At 76.6% G+C, this 15,091-nt stretch carries 13 protein-coding genes; 7 read left to right on the top strand and 6 right to left on the bottom strand.

What is annotated here, in order from left to right; all coding sequences use genetic code 11:
* Positions 1-78: 78 nt before the first annotated feature.
* The 3 genes from ACOACO_RS05915 to ACOACO_RS05925 are packed head-to-tail and all read left to right on the top strand — an operon-like array spanning position 79 to position 5,929.
* Positions 79-4,653, top strand: a complete 4,575-nt coding sequence (locus tag ACOACO_RS05915) for a beta strand repeat-containing protein (RefSeq protein WP_420295310.1) — start codon at positions 79-81, stop codon at positions 4,651-4,653.
* The gene (locus tag ACOACO_RS05920) at positions 4,650-5,141 is read left to right on the top strand and encodes a hypothetical protein (RefSeq protein ID WP_420295311.1); all 492 of its coding nucleotides are present in this window, start codon (positions 4,650-4,652) and stop codon (positions 5,139-5,141) included. The genes ACOACO_RS05915 and ACOACO_RS05920 overlap by 4 nt, the downstream gene beginning before the upstream one ends.
* The gene (locus tag ACOACO_RS05925; RefSeq protein ID WP_420295312.1) at positions 5,129-5,929 is read left to right on the top strand and encodes a class E sortase; all 801 of its coding nucleotides are present in this window, start codon (positions 5,129-5,131) and stop codon (positions 5,927-5,929) included. The genes ACOACO_RS05920 and ACOACO_RS05925 overlap by 13 nt, the downstream gene beginning before the upstream one ends.
* Here the strand turns inward: ACOACO_RS05925 and ACOACO_RS05930 are convergent.
* Entirely contained in the window at positions 5,926-6,693 is a 768-nt protein-coding gene (locus ACOACO_RS05930) for an RNA polymerase sigma factor (RefSeq protein ID WP_420295313.1), read from the bottom strand. The two genes, ACOACO_RS05925 and ACOACO_RS05930, sit on opposite strands and share 4 nt — an antisense overlap.
* A 97-nt stretch (positions 6,694-6,790) precedes the next feature.
* Here ACOACO_RS05930 and ACOACO_RS05935 point away from each other — a divergent pair, with 97 nt between their 5' ends.
* Positions 6,791-7,459, top strand: coding sequence for a WXG100 family type VII secretion target (locus ACOACO_RS05935; protein ID WP_420295314.1), 669 nt, complete (start codon positions 6,791-6,793; stop codon positions 7,457-7,459).
* Positions 7,456-8,148 carry a hypothetical protein gene (locus ACOACO_RS05940; RefSeq protein ID WP_420295315.1) on the top strand — a complete coding sequence of 231 codons (693 nt, stop codon included), beginning with the start codon at positions 7,456-7,458 and terminating at the stop codon, positions 8,146-8,148. Before ACOACO_RS05935 ends, ACOACO_RS05940 begins: the two co-directional genes overlap by 4 nt.
* A gap of 24 nt (positions 8,149-8,172) precedes the next feature.
* Here the strand turns inward: ACOACO_RS05940 and ACOACO_RS05945 are convergent, their stop codons facing one another.
* Complete coding sequence (locus ACOACO_RS05945) at positions 8,173-9,564, bottom strand: hypothetical protein (protein WP_420295316.1); 1,392 nt, start codon at positions 9,562-9,564, stop codon at positions 8,173-8,175.
* Between the two features lie 186 nt (positions 9,565-9,750).
* Positions 9,751-10,020, bottom strand: coding sequence for a hypothetical protein (locus ACOACO_RS05950; protein ID WP_420295317.1), 270 nt, complete (start codon positions 10,018-10,020; stop codon positions 9,751-9,753).
* Positions 10,021-10,251: 231 nt separating this feature from the next.
* Between ACOACO_RS05950 and ACOACO_RS05955 the strand changes: the two genes are divergently transcribed.
* Positions 10,252-11,823: a hypothetical protein gene (locus ACOACO_RS05955; RefSeq protein ID WP_420295318.1), complete on the top strand. Its 1,572-nt coding sequence runs from the start codon at positions 10,252-10,254 to the stop codon at positions 11,821-11,823.
* Positions 11,824-11,870: 47 nt separating this feature from the next.
* On the opposite strand, the gene ACOACO_RS05960 is transcribed toward ACOACO_RS05955, so the two are convergent.
* Positions 11,871-12,752 (bottom strand): alpha/beta hydrolase, encoded by an 882-nt coding sequence (locus ACOACO_RS05960; RefSeq protein WP_420295319.1) that lies wholly within the window; start codon positions 12,750-12,752, stop codon positions 11,871-11,873.
* Complete coding sequence (locus tag ACOACO_RS05965; protein WP_420295320.1) at positions 12,749-13,417, bottom strand: uracil-DNA glycosylase; 669 nt, start codon at positions 13,415-13,417, stop codon at positions 12,749-12,751. Before ACOACO_RS05965 ends, ACOACO_RS05960 begins: the two co-directional genes overlap by 4 nt.
* Before the next feature lie 70 nt (positions 13,418-13,487).
* Between ACOACO_RS05965 and ACOACO_RS05970 the strand changes: the two genes are divergently transcribed.
* Positions 13,488-14,186, top strand: coding sequence for a GAF and ANTAR domain-containing protein (locus tag ACOACO_RS05970; protein ID WP_420295321.1), 699 nt, complete (start codon positions 13,488-13,490; stop codon positions 14,184-14,186).
* A gap of 191 nt (positions 14,187-14,377) precedes the next feature.
* Here the strand turns inward: ACOACO_RS05970 and ACOACO_RS05975 are convergent, their stop codons facing one another.
* Positions 14,378-14,992, bottom strand: a complete 615-nt coding sequence (locus tag ACOACO_RS05975; RefSeq protein WP_420295322.1) for a hypothetical protein — start codon at positions 14,990-14,992, stop codon at positions 14,378-14,380.
* Positions 14,993-15,091: the final 99 nt, after the last annotated feature.

The following is a 15,091-nucleotide window of genomic DNA, read 5'->3' on the forward strand; positions in this document are numbered from 1 at the left end:
AGCCGTCGGTCGGACGGGTGCACCTCCGGGCGCGGCAGCAGCCGCGGCCGGGTTCGAGACGACGATGTGGGGATCAGCGTGAGCAGGAAGACGCGCGTGCGCGGGCCGGTGGCGACCGGCGGCGGCACGAGACGGGGGACGAGGGGGGCACGGCTCCTCTCGCAGGTGGCGGCCACGGTGGTGGCGGCGTCGGGGCTGGCGGGCGTGTCGCTCGCTGCCACGACGACGTCCGCCGTCGCGGCGGCGCCGCTGGAGTGCGACACCGTGTACTCCATCCAGGGGGCCTCGCCCCGCAACCTCTGGGCGCTGGGGGAGGACGGCACCCAGACCAGCGTGGGCACCTTCGACATCGGTGCGGGCGGGAGCCTCAACGGCCTCGGCATCGCCGACGGGGGCGGCCAGGCGTTCGGCGTCCTGCCCGCGACGACGGGCAGCGGCCGCACGGTCTACCGCTACGACCGCGCCACCGAGACGACCACGGCGCTCGGCGCCGGTGTCGCGAGCGCGCCGGTCACCCACGGCGCCCTGAACCCGCTCACCGGGTTCTACTACTACGGCGGGTTCAGCGGCTCGAGCATCCAGATCTACGGCTTCGACACCACGGCCAACACCTCGATCGGTCTCGTCGCCAGCGGCACGATCCCCACCGGCGGTGCGAACGGCGACTGGGCCTTCGACCAGCAGGGTCGTCTCTACGTCGTCGGCGGCGCCAACGGCAGCAACGTCTTCTCGGTCATCGACCAGCAGCTCCCGACCTCCGGCTCGGCCATCACCGTCACCGGCCGCCAGGTCACCGACGTGACCACGCCGTCGAGCCAGGCGATCAACGGCATCGCGTTCGGTGGCACCGGCTACCTCTACATGGCCAGCGGCGCCCAGCTGTTCGAGGTCAACCCCTCGACCGGCGCCGTCGTCTCGTCGAGCCCCCTCGCCACCTCCGGGTCGGTCGACCTCGCCTCGTGCGCCTCGCCCAGCACCATCCGCGTGCAGAAGGACTTCCCGGACGGCCGCGTGGTCGACGGGGACCAGGCGACGCTGAGCGTGACCGGCGGCGGCCTCACCCGCGGCAACACGGCCACGACGGCCGGCACCGACGCCGGGCTGCAGGACACGCCGGGCGAGACGGCCGGACCGGTCTTCGGCCTCGCGGGCACGACGTACACGATCAGCGAGAGCGGCAACGGTGCGCTCGCCGGCCGCTACACCGCGGCCTGGGCCTGCGTGGACGAGAACAACGGCTCCACGATCGCCTCCGGCACGGGTACGTCGGGCACGTTCACCCTCCCGAACGGGGGCGCCGACGGCGTCGCCGCGCTGTGCACGTTCACCAACGAGGCGCTGCGCCCGGGCATCGAGCTCGACAAGGTGGCCGGCACCCCGACGGGTGCCACCGCCGGCTCGACCATCACCTACAGCTTCACGGTGACGAACACGGGCGACGTGCCGCTGGCCACCGTCGCGGTCTCCGACCCGAAGGTCGGCACCGTCACCTGCCCGCCCGGCCCGCTGGCGCCGGGCGACGACGTGACGTGCACCGCCGCGCCGTACGTGCTCACGCAGGCCGACGTCGTCTCCGGCGTCGTCGACAACACCGCCGTCGCGACCGGCACCACCGGCACGCCCGGTGGCCCCACGGTCTCCGACGACGACAGCACCAGCACCCCCATCGACCGGGTCGCCACGCTGACGCTGGACAAGTCGGCGGGTGTGCCGGTGGACGTGAACTCCTCGGGGATCACGGATGCGGGTGACACGATCGGTTACTCGTTCACGGTGACCAACGACGGCAACGTGCCGGTCTCGGCGGTCGCGGTGGTGGACCCGATGGTGGGTGCGGTGACGTGTGACGTGGTGTCGCTGGCTCCGGGTGCGGTGGCGACGTGCGAGGCGGATGCCCCGTACGTGGTGACCGAGGCCGACGAGGTCGCGGGTGCGGTGGTGAACGTGGCCACGGCGCAGGGTGTGGACCCCGATGGTGACGAGGTGGAGTCGAACGAGGACTCGACCTCGACGCCGGTGCAGGTGCCGGCTCCGTCGGTGGCGCTGGACAAGCGTGCGGGTGCTCCGGTGGACGTGAACTCCTCGGGGATCACGGACGCGGGTGACACGATCGCGTACACGTTCGTGGTGTCGAACACGGGCAACGTGCCGTTGTCGTCGGTGGCGATCACGGACCCGCTGGTGTCGGGCCTGGTGTGCCCGGCGGGTGTGCTGGCGGTGGGTGGCAGCGTGACGTGCACGGCTGCGCCGTACGTGATCACGCGGGACGACGTGGATGCCGGTTCGGTGGAGAACACCGCGACGGCGGGTGCGGTGGACCCCGATGGTGACCCGGTCGCCTCGGACCCCGACTCCACCTCGACCCCGACCGAGCTGCCGCAGCCGGCCCTCGTGCTGGAGAAGGTCGCCGGGACCCCCGTCGACGTCAACGACTCCGGCCTGACCGACGCGGGCGACACGATCGCCTACACGTTCACGGTGACGAACACCGGCAACGTGCCCGTCGACGCCGTGCGCGTGCGGGACCCGAGGGTCGGCGCCGTGACCTGCGAGGCCGTCTCCCTGGCCCCCGGTGACGACACCACGTGCGAGGCCGACGACGACTACGTCGTCACCGAGCTCGACGAGATCGCCGGCGCGGTCGTCAACGTCGCCTCGGCGATCGGCAGCGACCCGTACGACGAGGACGTCGTCTCCGACGACGACACCACCACCACCCCGGTCGACCGGCCCGCCCCGGGCCTGGCGATGGAGAAGGTCGCCGGCACGCCGGTCGACGTGAACGGCTCCGGCATCACCGACGCCGGCGACACGATCGCGTTCACCTTCACGGTGACGAACACGGGCAACGTGCCGGTCTCCGACATCGAGGTCGACGACCCGATGGTCGGCGCCGTCACGTGCGAGGCCGTCTCGCTGGCTCCCGGCGACGACACCACCTGCGAGGCCGACGCGGCGTACGTCGTGACCGACGCCGACGAGGTCGCCGGGGTCGTGGCCAACACCGCCACGGCGAGCGGCACGGACCCCGACGGCGACCCGGTCGACAGCGACCCGGACTCGACCAACACGCCCGTCTCGACGCCGGCCCCGGCGCTGACGCTGGACAAGTCGGCGGGTGTGCCGGTGGACGTGAACTCCTCGGGGATCACGGATGCGGGTGACACGATCGGTTACTCGTTCACGGTGACCAACGACGGCAACGTGCCGGTCTCGGCGGTCGCGGTGGTGGACCCGATGGTGGGTGCGGTGACGTGTGACGTGGTGTCGCTGGCTCCGGGTGCGGTGGCGACGTGCGAGGCGGATGCCCCGTACGTGGTGACCGAGGCCGACGAGGTCGCGGGTGCGGTGGTGAACGTGGCCACGGCGCAGGGTGTGGACCCCGATGGTGACGAGGTGGAGTCGAACGAGGACTCGACCTCGACGCCGGTGCAGGTGCCGGCTCCGTCGGTGGCGCTGGACAAGCGTGCGGGTGCTCCGGTGGACGTGAACTCCTCGGGGATCACGGACGCGGGTGACACGATCGCGTACACGTTCGTGGTGTCGAACACGGGCAACGTGCCGTTGTCGTCGGTGGCGATCACGGACCCGCTGGTGTCGGGCCTGGTGTGCCCGGCGGGTGTGCTGGCGGTGGGTGGCAGCGTGACGTGCACGGCTGCGCCGTACGTGATCACGCGGGACGACGTGGATGCCGGTTCGGTGGAGAACACCGCGACGGCGGGTGCGGTGGACCCCGATGGTGACCCGGTCGCCTCGGACCCCGACTCCACCTCCACGCCCATCGAGCCCGTCCCGGCGCTCGAGCTGGTCAAGCTCGCCGAGCTCGACGACCTCGACCAGGACGGCCTCGCCGACCTGGGCGAGGAGGTCTGGTACGGCTTCGAGGTCACCAACACGGGCAACGTGACGCTGCTCGACGTCGCGGTCGACGACCCCAAGGTCGGCGCCGTCACGTGCGAGGCGACCACCCTGCGGGCCGGCGACACGGTGTTCTGCGTCGTCGACGAGCCCTACGTGGTCACGCAGGAGGACGTCGACGCTGGCTCGGTGCTCAACGAGGCGACCGCCTCGGGCACCCCGGTGGGCGGCGGCGACCCCGTCGACTCCCCGCCGTCGTCGACGGACACGCCGGCCGACGACCCGGCCGCGATGACGCTGGTCAAGACCAACGCCGTCGCCGGCGGTGGCCCCGCGGAGGTGGGCGACACGATCACCTACACCTTCGAGGTCACCAACACGGGCGCCGTGACGATCGACTCGATCGAGATCGACGACCCGATGCTGGACGACGCGGGCGTCGCGGTGGCCTGCCGCGAGACGACGCTGGCGCCGGGTGCGGCCACGACGTGCGAGGCCGACTACGAGGTCACCGCCGACGACGTCGCGGACGGCCCGATCGTCAACCGCGCCGCCGTCCGGGGCTGCACGCCGTCGGGCTGCGACGTGCTGCCGCCGGTCGTCTCCGACCAGTCGGACACGACGACGCCCGTCGCGGCTCCCGCCGCCCCGGCGCCGCCGGCCCCGGCCCCGGCTCCGGGCTCCCCGCTGCCGGACACCGGTGGCCCGGCCGCCGGGCTGATCGCCCTGGCCGCGCTCCTGCTCGCCGCGGGTGCCGGTCTGGTGTGGCGCGGACGGCGCCGGCGGACGGCGTGACCCACCGCTCGGCCACGCTCGTCCTCGCGACGGCACTCCTCCTCGGCTCCGCTGCGTGCAGCAGCGGGGCCGAGGAGGCCCCCCGCGCGGACGAGCCGACCCGCTCCCCGTCGACTCCCCCCAGGGTCGACGAGGAGCGGGTCTCCCCGCCCGGGCTGCCGGACCTCCCGGTGCTCGACGGGGCCCGCGGCGCGCGCTCCGACCTCGTGGGCGACGCGTGCGCGCCGGCCGCAGGGAGCGCGACGGACCCGGCTGCGGCCGTGCCCTCCGTCGTGACCGGTGAGCTCGTCAACGGCGGCTCCGACACGGCCGACTACCTGGTCGTCGTGAGCTGGACCAACGCGACGTCCGACGTGCTGGCGCGGGGTCACCAGCTCGCGGAGGGGCTCGCCCCCGGTGCCGCCGTCCCCGTCGAGGTGGCCGCCGAGCTGCCCGACGAGGTGGTGGCGTGCACCGTCAACGTCAGGCGCGGAGAATGGGCGGGGTGAGCCTCCCGCCTTCCACGCCCCCCGCACCCGGCACCCCGGTCGGCCCTCACGGGGGTGGGCCGACCGGGGCGCCGTCCTCCCCACCGTCCGCCCCGTCGTCCCCGTCGTCCCCGGGGACCCGGAGGCCGCCGTCGTCGCCCGCGCGCCGCTGGTCGACCCGCATCGGTCTGCTGCTGGTGGCGGTGGGGCTCGGCGTCCTGGGCTACGTGGCCTGGCAGCTGTGGGGCACCACCTGGGTGGCGGAGCGCCGCCACGACGAGGCGGTGACCGACCTCGAGGGCGCGTGGGACGACGGTCGCGACACGGTGCGCCTCGACTTCGGGGAGGCCACCGCGATCGTGCGCGTGCCGCGCTTCGGCGACGAGTACGCCGTACCCGTCCTGGCGGGCACCAGCGACACGGTCCTGGCCTCGGGGCTCGGGCACTTCGACGACACGGCGGCCCCCGGGGAGGTCGGCAACTTCGCCCTCGCGGGACACCGGATCACCCACGGCGAGCCGCTGCGGCGGATGACGGAGCTGCAGGTGGGTGACCTCGTCGTCGTGGAGACCCGCGCCGCCACCCACACCTACCGGCTGACGACCGGCGGGGACGACCTCGAGGTCTCCTTCACCGACACGTGGGTCGTCGACCCCCGTCCGGTCAACCCGGCCGAGGGCGGGCCCCAGCCGAGCGCGGCGCCCGATGCCCGGCTGCTGACCCTCACGACGTGCGCCGAGCTGTTCCACACCGACCAGAGGCTCGTGGCCTTCGGCGAGCTCGTCGAGACCACCCCGCGCGCGGGCTAGTGCCCGCGGACGAGCACCGCCGTGCCCGCGGGCACGCGCGGCTCGGCGCGGAGCCGGCGCAGGTCGTGCAGCATCTCGCCGCAGTCCGCGCACCCGTCGACGTGCTCCTGCAGGGCGGTGGTGTCGGCGCCCGCGCGGCCCACGAGCAGGGCGGGCAGCCGCTCGCGCCACGGGACGCAGTCGGGGGAGAGGGGCCGGCGCACGTGCTGGTCGAGGTAGGCCACCCGCAGGCCCTCCCGGGCGCGGAAGGCCAGGGCCGCCGCGGCGTTCGGGGTGAGGTCGAGGGCCGTCCCGACGTCGCGCAGCGAGCGGCGGTCCACGAGGGTCCACCACAGCACCAGCTGCCAGCGCCGGGGCAGCGACGACACCGCGCGGGCGAGCAGCCGGGACTCCTCGCGGACGCTCACGTCCTGGGGCGCGTGCGGCGCGTCGTCGTACCCCGCGGGCTCGTCGGTCCACACGTGGGGCGCGTCGCGGCGGACGTGGTCGACGTGCGCGTGCCGCACGGCGGTCAGGAGGTAGGCGCGGAACGAGCTGCGCGGCCCGGCCCCGGCGACGAGCTGGGCCACCACGCGGGCGAACGCCTCGGAGACGACGTCCTCGACGTCCCGCTCGTCGCACAACCGGGAGGCCAGACGCAGCGCGACGGCGCGGTGGGCCCGGTACAGCTGGTCGATCGCGTCGCGCTCGCCGCGACGGGCCCGCCCCAGCAGCGCCGCGTCACGGGACGCGATCGCGTTGAGGTCCTTCGCCGCACCCGACACGGGACGTCACTCTAGACGGGACGGGGCCCTCCCGTCCCGCGATGCGCGACCCCGCCCGGCGCCGTGCCCCTCCGACCTAAGATGGACCCCGATCCCCATGGACGCTCGCAAGCAGGCTCGCCAGCTCCTCCGCCCCCGCCCGCGGGCCGGAGGAGGCGGTCGCGCGCCCGCCGCCGGGCTGGCCGTGCTGGTCGCCGAGCTGTGGCCCGCGGGCCCGGACCGCCCTGTCGACGCCGATGCCCTGCGCCGCGTCGCCGCCGACTACGCCCGCCGCGGCGACGACCTGCGCCGGCTCCTGCACGACCTCGAGCAGGTGGTCGACGTCGTCGGCGGCACGTGGACGGGTTCCGACGTCAGCGCCCTCATCGAGCAGTCCGCGCTCGCGTGGTCCGACGCGTTCCTCGGGACGCAGGGCGGGTCCGCCCCGGCCCTGCCGTCGGCCCCGGGGTCCCTCCCGACCCCGGTCGGCGCGCGGGTGGAGGTCGTCGTCGTCCGGCTCGACCGCACCGCGGGCACCGTCCCCGACGACCTGCGCACGCTCTCGGTCGTCGCGGCCGAGCACCTGCCCGGCGCGCAGGTCGTGCTCGACCCGGCCCAGGGTCTCGGCGTGGTGCTCGTGCGCTCCGTCGGCGACCTGGGTCCTGCCCTGCGGGGCTTCACCTCCTCCTGCGCCGAGCGGCTGCGCGGCGCTCCCCGCATCACCACCGAGGTCGTCGAGGACGGCCCGGAGCGCGTCGCCCGCGTGCTCGGCCGGGCCGCCGGGTGACGGAGCGCGGGACCGGCGGGCAGGAGGAGCCGTTCGCGCGGCACGGGGCCGGCCCCCGCGACCTGGACGAGGATGCCGCCGGCCTGCTGGCCGACGTCGAGCACATGGCCCACGCGGCCGCCGACGACGGCCTGCCCATGCCCCGGCTCCTCGAGGACCTGCGCCTCCTGTGCGACCTGCAGGACGGGGAGGTGCTGCCCGTCGACCTGGTGCGGGTCGCGACGCTGGCGTGGTCGGACCGCCAGAGCACCCTGGCCCGGGACGGCGCCCGCCGCCGGCCCCGCGTCGTCGACGTCGAGGAGCTCGTGTGGGCGCTCGCCGCCCGACCGCCCGCCGCCGGCGCGGTCCCGCTGCTGGTGCTCGAGGTCGAGCCCGCGAGGGTACGGCGTGCCGCGGTCGCCGCCGCCGGTGACGGCGGTGGGGGCACCGACGTCGTGGTGGGGGTGGTGCGTGAGGTGTTCGGCGGCGAGGCGGACCTGGTCGCGGCCCCGTCGCCGCGCCACGTGCTGCTGCTGCCCGCGCCCGGTGCCGAGGAGGTCGACGTGCGTGCCGCGCGGGTGCTGGGGGCGGTGCGGGCGCTGGGGGAGCCGTCCCCGCTGGTCCACGGCGCGGTGCACCGCCTGGGCGCGGCGGGCGGCCCTCCGGTCCTCGAGCTCGACGACCTGCTCGCGCAGCTCCGCGACGCCTGAGCGCCGGTCCTCCCGGCCGCCGGCTCAGGCCTCGGTCGACCCCGGCTCCGGCGTGGGCCCGGAGAGCTGCTGCTCGGCCTCGGTGACGAGGGAGAGCACGGCCGCCGGTCCGCCGTCGCCCCGCACGACGGCGATGCGCCCCGTCGAGCTCGCGGCGGCGTGCACGTCCCGCAGCAGGTCGTCGGTGTCGGTGCCGTCGTCGGCCAGCGCCACCACCGCCAGGCGCCGGGGCGTCCACCGGGCGACGCCGATGGGCTGCCGGTGCCCGTCGGCCCACCGCACGAGGGCGGTGGCCTCCTCCGCCAGGTCGTCGGGATCGACGTCGACGACGGCGACGACGGCGCGCCGCGACCGGTCCGAGCCCTCGTCCGCGGCCAGGCGCTCCACCAGGGCGTGGGGGGTCAGCAGACCCGTCTCGGAGTCGTGGGCGGGCAGGCCCCGCAGGGCCGCGGCCCGCTCGTCGCGGGCGGTCCCCGTCGGCTGCGGCTCCGGGCGCGAGCGCCGCAGCACGACCGTCCACCCGCCCCCGTCGCCCTCGTCGAGCCGGGCGTGGGAGAACCCGGAGAGCCGTGCGGTCCCGCCCGCCACCGGCAGGCGGACCACCGTGCCGTCCGCGAACGGCAGCCCGACGCCCAGCAGCTCGGCCGCGGGCGCCCCGGGCGCCGGCTCGTGGCCGCCGAGGGTGAGGAGCAGCTCCGCCGGCCGGTTCCACTCGACCAGCCGCTGCGCGCCGTCGAAGGCCAGCACGACGGCGCCGAGGTCGTCGAGGAGACGCTCGGGGGCGGGTGGCACGTGCGGCTGGCGCGGCCCGGCCAGGCCGGCGACCACGAAGACGGCGACGGCGGCGACCGCCACGACGTCGGTGAGCTGCAGCCGCAGGGCCTCCGCGACGAGCGCCCCGACCGCACCCCACCGGATGGCCGCGACCTGCAGGCGCACCGCCCCGACGCGGTCGTCGCCGCGCCGCGCCAGGGCCAGCACGGTGAGCAGCAGCAGGGAGAAGCAGTACGCCGTGTGCAGGGCGAAGACGGGGCCGAACGCGACGGCGGGGCGCACGGTGACGATCACGTCGGTCCCGAGGGCCAGCCGCAGGACCGTCACGAGGACGGGCTCGGCGACGAGCAGCAGCGCGAGGGGGCGGGCCGGGCGCCAGCCCCGCTCGGCGCTCGCCCGCGCCACGACGTACATCGCCCCGCAGGTCGCGCCGACGCTGGGCAGCCACAGCACCTGGGCCGGGATCGCGCCCACGACCTCGAACCAGGTCACGTGGGCGGCCCACACGACGGTCGACGCGCAGGCCGCGACGACGAGGCCGCCGCCCACCAGCCGTCGGCGCCCGAGGAGGGCCACGACCGTCACGGCCACGGCCACGACGGTCGCGGCGGCGTGCAGCGCCACCCCGGCCGTGCCGCTCACCGCCGGCCCCCGCAGGCGGCGCGACGGCGCGTCGGTCCGACGGTCGACGGGGTGGCGGACATGACGGTGCGGTGCTCCTCGGTGCGGTGGTGGTCCCCGGCAGCAGCAGCCGGCGGGCGTTCCCGGTCATTGTGGTCCAGGTCGGGCGGTGCGCCGCGCCGCCGGGCCCTCCCGGGCCGGCCGGACTCAGCCAGGTGAGCAGGGGGAGCCGGGTGAGCAGGGGGAGCCGGGGTCGGCCGCCCGGCGGCGGAGCGCGGCCACGCCCGCCGCCAGGTCGTGCGCGGTGGGGATCCACCCGCGCCGGAGCTCGGCCGCGTAGAGCGCCGACAGCTCCGCCAGCTCCTCCCCGGAGGGCTCCTCGACGGACGGCTCGACCGCCGTCGGCCCGGTCTCCCCCTCGCCGGACTGCGGCGCGCCGGCCTCCCGCCGGCTGCGCCGGGCCTCTCGGACCACCACGGTTCCCCCTGCTCGTCGACTCCCTCGGGGGAAGGACGCACGAGACCGGTGCTCCTTACGCGGGAACGGCGCCGCGTCCTGTGGTGCGGCTCACGTCGTTGCGGTCGGCCGCGGTCGGGGCCCCGTCCTCGCCGGACGCGCGCGGCGTTCACCCCCGGCGCACAACGGGCCGGCGGCCGTCCCACCCCGCGCGGGTGAGGGTCCCTACCGGCGATCCCGAACAATGGCGAGATGGTGAAGCGACGCTCGGCCGACCGTGACGAACCGGACCGCACGCGCGGGGTGCGCCTGGGTGAGCGGGACGGGCGACGGAGCTCGACGCGCTACGGGTCGGCGGTCGTCGCCGGGTCCCTGCGGTCGACGGACCCCGCGCTCGCCGACGAGGTCGAGGCGGGCCGCGACTGGCGACGCGAGTACGCCGGCCACCTCGCCCGCTCCACGACGCTCGCGGCCAGCGCCACGTCCGCGGTCCGCATCGCGCGCGACGGGCTCGCCGCGGCCCACGCCCAGGCCGCCTTCGTCGACGACGAGGGGAACGAGACCCCCCTGGACGAGTGGCGCCGCACGGCCGACGTCGCCGCCGCCCCCGCGCTCGGGAGCACGACCGTCGAGGGCACGGGCGAGCGGCTCGAGCGCGTCGAGGTGCCCTACCGCGGCGCGGTGCTGAGCGGCGCCGTGCTGCTGCGCCAGCTCGACACGTGGGTGGCCGACGGCGTCGTCGAGCCCGGGTTCGCCGCGGCGATCGCCCGGGTCGAGGCCCACCCCGAGTGGCTGCGGCTGCCCGGCCACCAGGTCGTGCTGCTCGGCGCGGGGGCCGCCATGGGACCGCTGCCGTCGCTGGTGCGGTGGGGCGCCGACGTCGTCGCCGTCGACGTGCCCGTGCCGCGGGTGTGGGAACGCATCGCGGGGCTGGCCCGCGCGGGTGCAGGGCGCGTGACGGCCCCGGTCCGTGAGGACGCCGCAGGCCCGGGCGTGCCGGGCGTCCACGTGGCGCAGGACCTCGCCGCGCTGCGCCGCTGGCTCGCCGAGCGCCACGACGGCCACCACGACGGCCACGCCGGGCCGGCGCGCGTGCTCGGCACCCACCTGTACGCCGACGGCACCGCCCACGTGGAGCTGACGCTGGCCGCCGACGTCCTCGCCCAGGACGTGGCGGGCGCCGCCGACGGCGTGCTGGCCTACCTCAACACCCCGACCGACAGCTTCCTCGTGCCGGAGGCCGTGATGGCGCACGCCCGGGAGCGGGCCGACGACCGGACCTGGAACGGCACCGTGCACCGCGCCGCGCGCCGGGCCAGCGGCGACCGCCTGTTCCGTCCGGGCTACGCGACGACGTACGCGGACGAGCAGGGCGAGCGGTGGGGGCTCGTCGACACCCTCGTCGACGTGCAGGGCCCCAACTACGCGCTCGCGAAGCGGATGCAGCGCTGGCGCGGCGTGGTGAACGCGGCCGACGGCCGGCCCACCTCGACCACCGTGGCGCCCGCCTCCTGGACCCGCTCGGTGACGAAGAACCGGGTGCTCGCGTCCGTGTACGCCGGCGCCCACCGCTTCGGGGTCGAGATCTTCCAGCCCGAGACGGCCGCGGCGCTGATGGCGGCGAAGCTGGTCGCCGACGTCCACGACGGGCCCCGTCCGGCCGCCCACCCCGAGGCGCTCTTCAGCAGCACCGCGGTGCACGGCGGGCTGTGGCGCCAGCCGTTCGAGCCGCGCTCCGCGCTCGGCGTGGCCGCCCTCGTCGGCGGACCGGGCACGCTCGCGCGGGCGCTGCCGGTGCCCCGCCGTACCGGCACCCGGGGCTGACCCCCGGCCGTCGGTCAGCCGCCGGTCGTCCGACGGCCGGCCACGGGTCACAGGTGCGCGCCGAGGAACTCCAGCTGGGCGGGGGCGGTGCGGCGCCAGTAGCCGAGGTCGTGGTCGCCCCGCTCGAACCCGCCGGCCGGGCGCTCCGCGAACCCGTCGACGTAGTCCTCGGTCGCCGCGCAGAACGGGTCGCCCAGCCCGCAGTCGACGCGCGTCGCCACCCCGGCGAGCCGCGACTGGCGGCCCATGACGGTGACCGCCTCGAAGTCGGCCCGACCGTCGAACGCCCCGGGGGCGGTGTCGCGGTGGTCGTGCCACAGCGCGGGGCTCATCACGGCGACGGCCCGCACCCGCCCGGCGCCCAGGAGCCCGGCGAGGTGCAGCGCCCCGAAGCCGCCCATCGACCACCCGGCCAGTCCGAGCCGGTCGGTGTCGAGGCCGCGGTCGCGCAGGAGGGGGAGGAGCTCGTCGACGACCATCGCGGCCGGGTCGTCGCCGTCGGCGCGCGCGTGCCAGTAGGTCTCGTCGCCGTCCACGCTCGCGAGGGCGAACGGCGGCGTGCCTCCGGCGACGGCGGCGGCGAGGAACCGGTCGAGCGCCAGGTAGCCGGGGGCGAACGCGGACGCGTGGTCGTTGCCGCGCCCGTGCAGCACGACGGCGACGGGCAGCCCCTCGGGGTCGCCGGGCGGGAGCGCGACGCTCCACCCGCACTCCCGGCCCTGCCGCGCCCGGGAGACGAGCACCCCGCGCTCGACCCGGCCCCCGGTGGCCTCGGGGACGACGCCGTCGGCCCCGTCGAGGCCGAGGTGGCGGTAGAGCGTCGCGCGGCCCGGCAGGACCCCCTCCGCCACCCCGATCCCGCCGGCCAGCGCCGCCAGGGCGCCCGCCCCCGCCCCGAGCAGCGTGCCGCGGCGGGTCACCCCGCTCATGCCGGGTCCCCGTCCCCGGGCGCCGTGGGGCCCGCAGGGGTGACGGGGGCGGTCGCCTCCAGGTGGCGGCGTGCCTGGCGGAGGGCGTTCGTCAGGCGGGTCCGCGCCTCGGCGCGGTGGTGGCCGTTGCGGGGCGAGGGGTGCGGGACGGCCAGCACCGGCAGGAGCCGGGGCAGGGGCTCCGCGCCGGTGCCTGCCTCGGGGCCGAGCGTGAGGTGGCGCATGACGCCGGTGAGCGCCGGCGTACCGACCGTGACGACGACGGCGAGGTCCGGGCACGCGTCGAGCACGGCGCGCAGGGCCGGGCGGGCGGCGTCGAGGTCCGCCGTGGTCGGTGCACGGCGGTGGCCGTCCGCGTCGTGCAGCGGCCAGGGCACGACGTTCCAGCGCAGGTAGTCCGACCGCTCCAGGCCCGCCTCCGCGCGGGCGGCCCGCAGCACGGCGCTGGTCGGGTCGGCGTTGTCCTCGGAGCTGAACCCGAGGGCGCCGGCCGCGACGGTGCGCGGCCCCGGCGTCTCCATCAGCACGAGGACGCGCGCGGCGGTGCCGGCCCCGTCGGGGTCGAACCAGGGGACGAACCGCCCGCCGGCGGCCCGCCAGGCGCGGACGAGCGCGTTCAGGCCGGCCACGTGCGGGGCGTCGACCCGGCGGGACTTGTCCTCCACCCGCGCATCCTCACACCCCGTCGGGCGGTGGTGTCTTCACGAGCGGCACCGGAGGTGGGAGTGTCGCGCCATGAACGCGACGGACCCGTTGCCCGAACGCATGGCCAGTGCGGCACGCGAGCTGCAGCACGAGGAGGACGCCCAGACCACGCTCGAGGCCGCGGTGCGGCTGGCGGTGACCAACGTGGAGGGGTGCGACGCCGCCGGGGTCTCCATCGTCCACCGGAGCAGGAGGATCGACACCCCCGCGTCGACCGACGAGCTCGCCCTGCGGGCGGACGTCCTGCAGCACGAGACCGGCGAGGGGCCCTGCCTCGATGCGATCCGGCGCGCCGAGACCGTGTGCTCCCCGAGCCTCGCGCACGACGAGCGGTGGCCCGTCTGGGGGCCGCGCGTCGTCGCGGAGACGGGGGCGCGCAGCGTGCTGGCCTGCCGGCTCTTCACCCTCGACGACACGGTGGGGGCGCTCACCCTCTACTCCCGCTCGAAGGACGCGTTCGGCCCCTCCGACGTCGAGGAGGCCTCCGCGCTCGCCGCGCACGCCGCGGTCGCGATCGCCGCCGCCCGGGAGATCGAGGGCCTCGGGATCGCGCTCGACACCCGCACGCTCACCGGGCAGGCCACCGGCATCCTCATGGAGCGCTTCGACATCGACAGCCGTCGGGCCTTCGAGGTGATGGTGCGGCTGTCGTCGGCCGGCAACACGAAGCTGCGCGACATCGCCGGGGAGATCGTCGCGACCCGCGGAGCCCCGGGCCAGCGGCCCTAGCTCCGACGGGCCGGGCGGACGACGCGACCGGGGCGGCAGGGCCCGGAAAGGGCGAACCGCGGTAGCGTCTCGGGTCGCCACCGCGGTTCACGACCCATCATGGCGCACGGCCGGCGACGTGTCCCGGTTTTCCCCGAGTCGGCTCAAGCCGCCGCACCGCCCGGCAGCCACCACGCCCGACAGCCGGGCCCTCACGCGCCGGTGCGGCGTCGACCGCGCTCGGCGAGCTCGGAGATCCCCAGGCGGGGGCGCTCGTGCTCCCCCTGCCAGCGCCCGGGCGCCACGGCCTCGACGGACCGGCCGAGCCCCGGTGCCCGACCGGGGTGGTCGAGGCGGAGCCGGGCGGCGTCGACGTCCTGCCGCCACAGGCCACCGGCCCGTGGGTGGTGCCGGCGCAGCACGTCCGGCGCGAGGACGACCTCCACCTCGCGCAGGGTGCGGGTGTGGGGCCAGGTCCGCGTCCGACTGTGGAGGAGCCGCACGGACGCCACCTGCTCCCAGGGGATCTCGGCCTCGCCCCGCATCGACCACAGCGCGATGCCGCGGGGCCCCACGTCGTACCGCGGCAACCGGCGCCCCAGCAGCAGCAGGCCGGCCCCGGCCAGGAGGGTGATGACCACCAGGGCGGCGAGCGCGACCCAGTGCTCGCCGACGTCCCCGCCGGCGGCGCGCTTCCGGCGCAGGTCGTCCGCCGTCAGCGCCGTGACCGCCAGCAGCACCCCGAGGCCGATCCAGGCGCCGCGCCCGCGGGACAACGGGACGGGACCCCAGCCGGGGCGCGGCGCCGGACCGGGAGGCAGGGACATCGGGGGGCTCCGTTCCGCAGGGCTCCGCCTGGCCGGGAGCACGGCGGGCTGCCTGCCCCCCGGCCCTGCCCGGGAAACCCCGCCTCAGCGCCCCTGGTG

Source organism: Nocardioides sp. CPCC 205120, from assembly GCF_048654585.1.
Lineage (GTDB): Bacteria > Actinomycetota > Actinomycetes > Propionibacteriales > Nocardioidaceae > Nocardioides.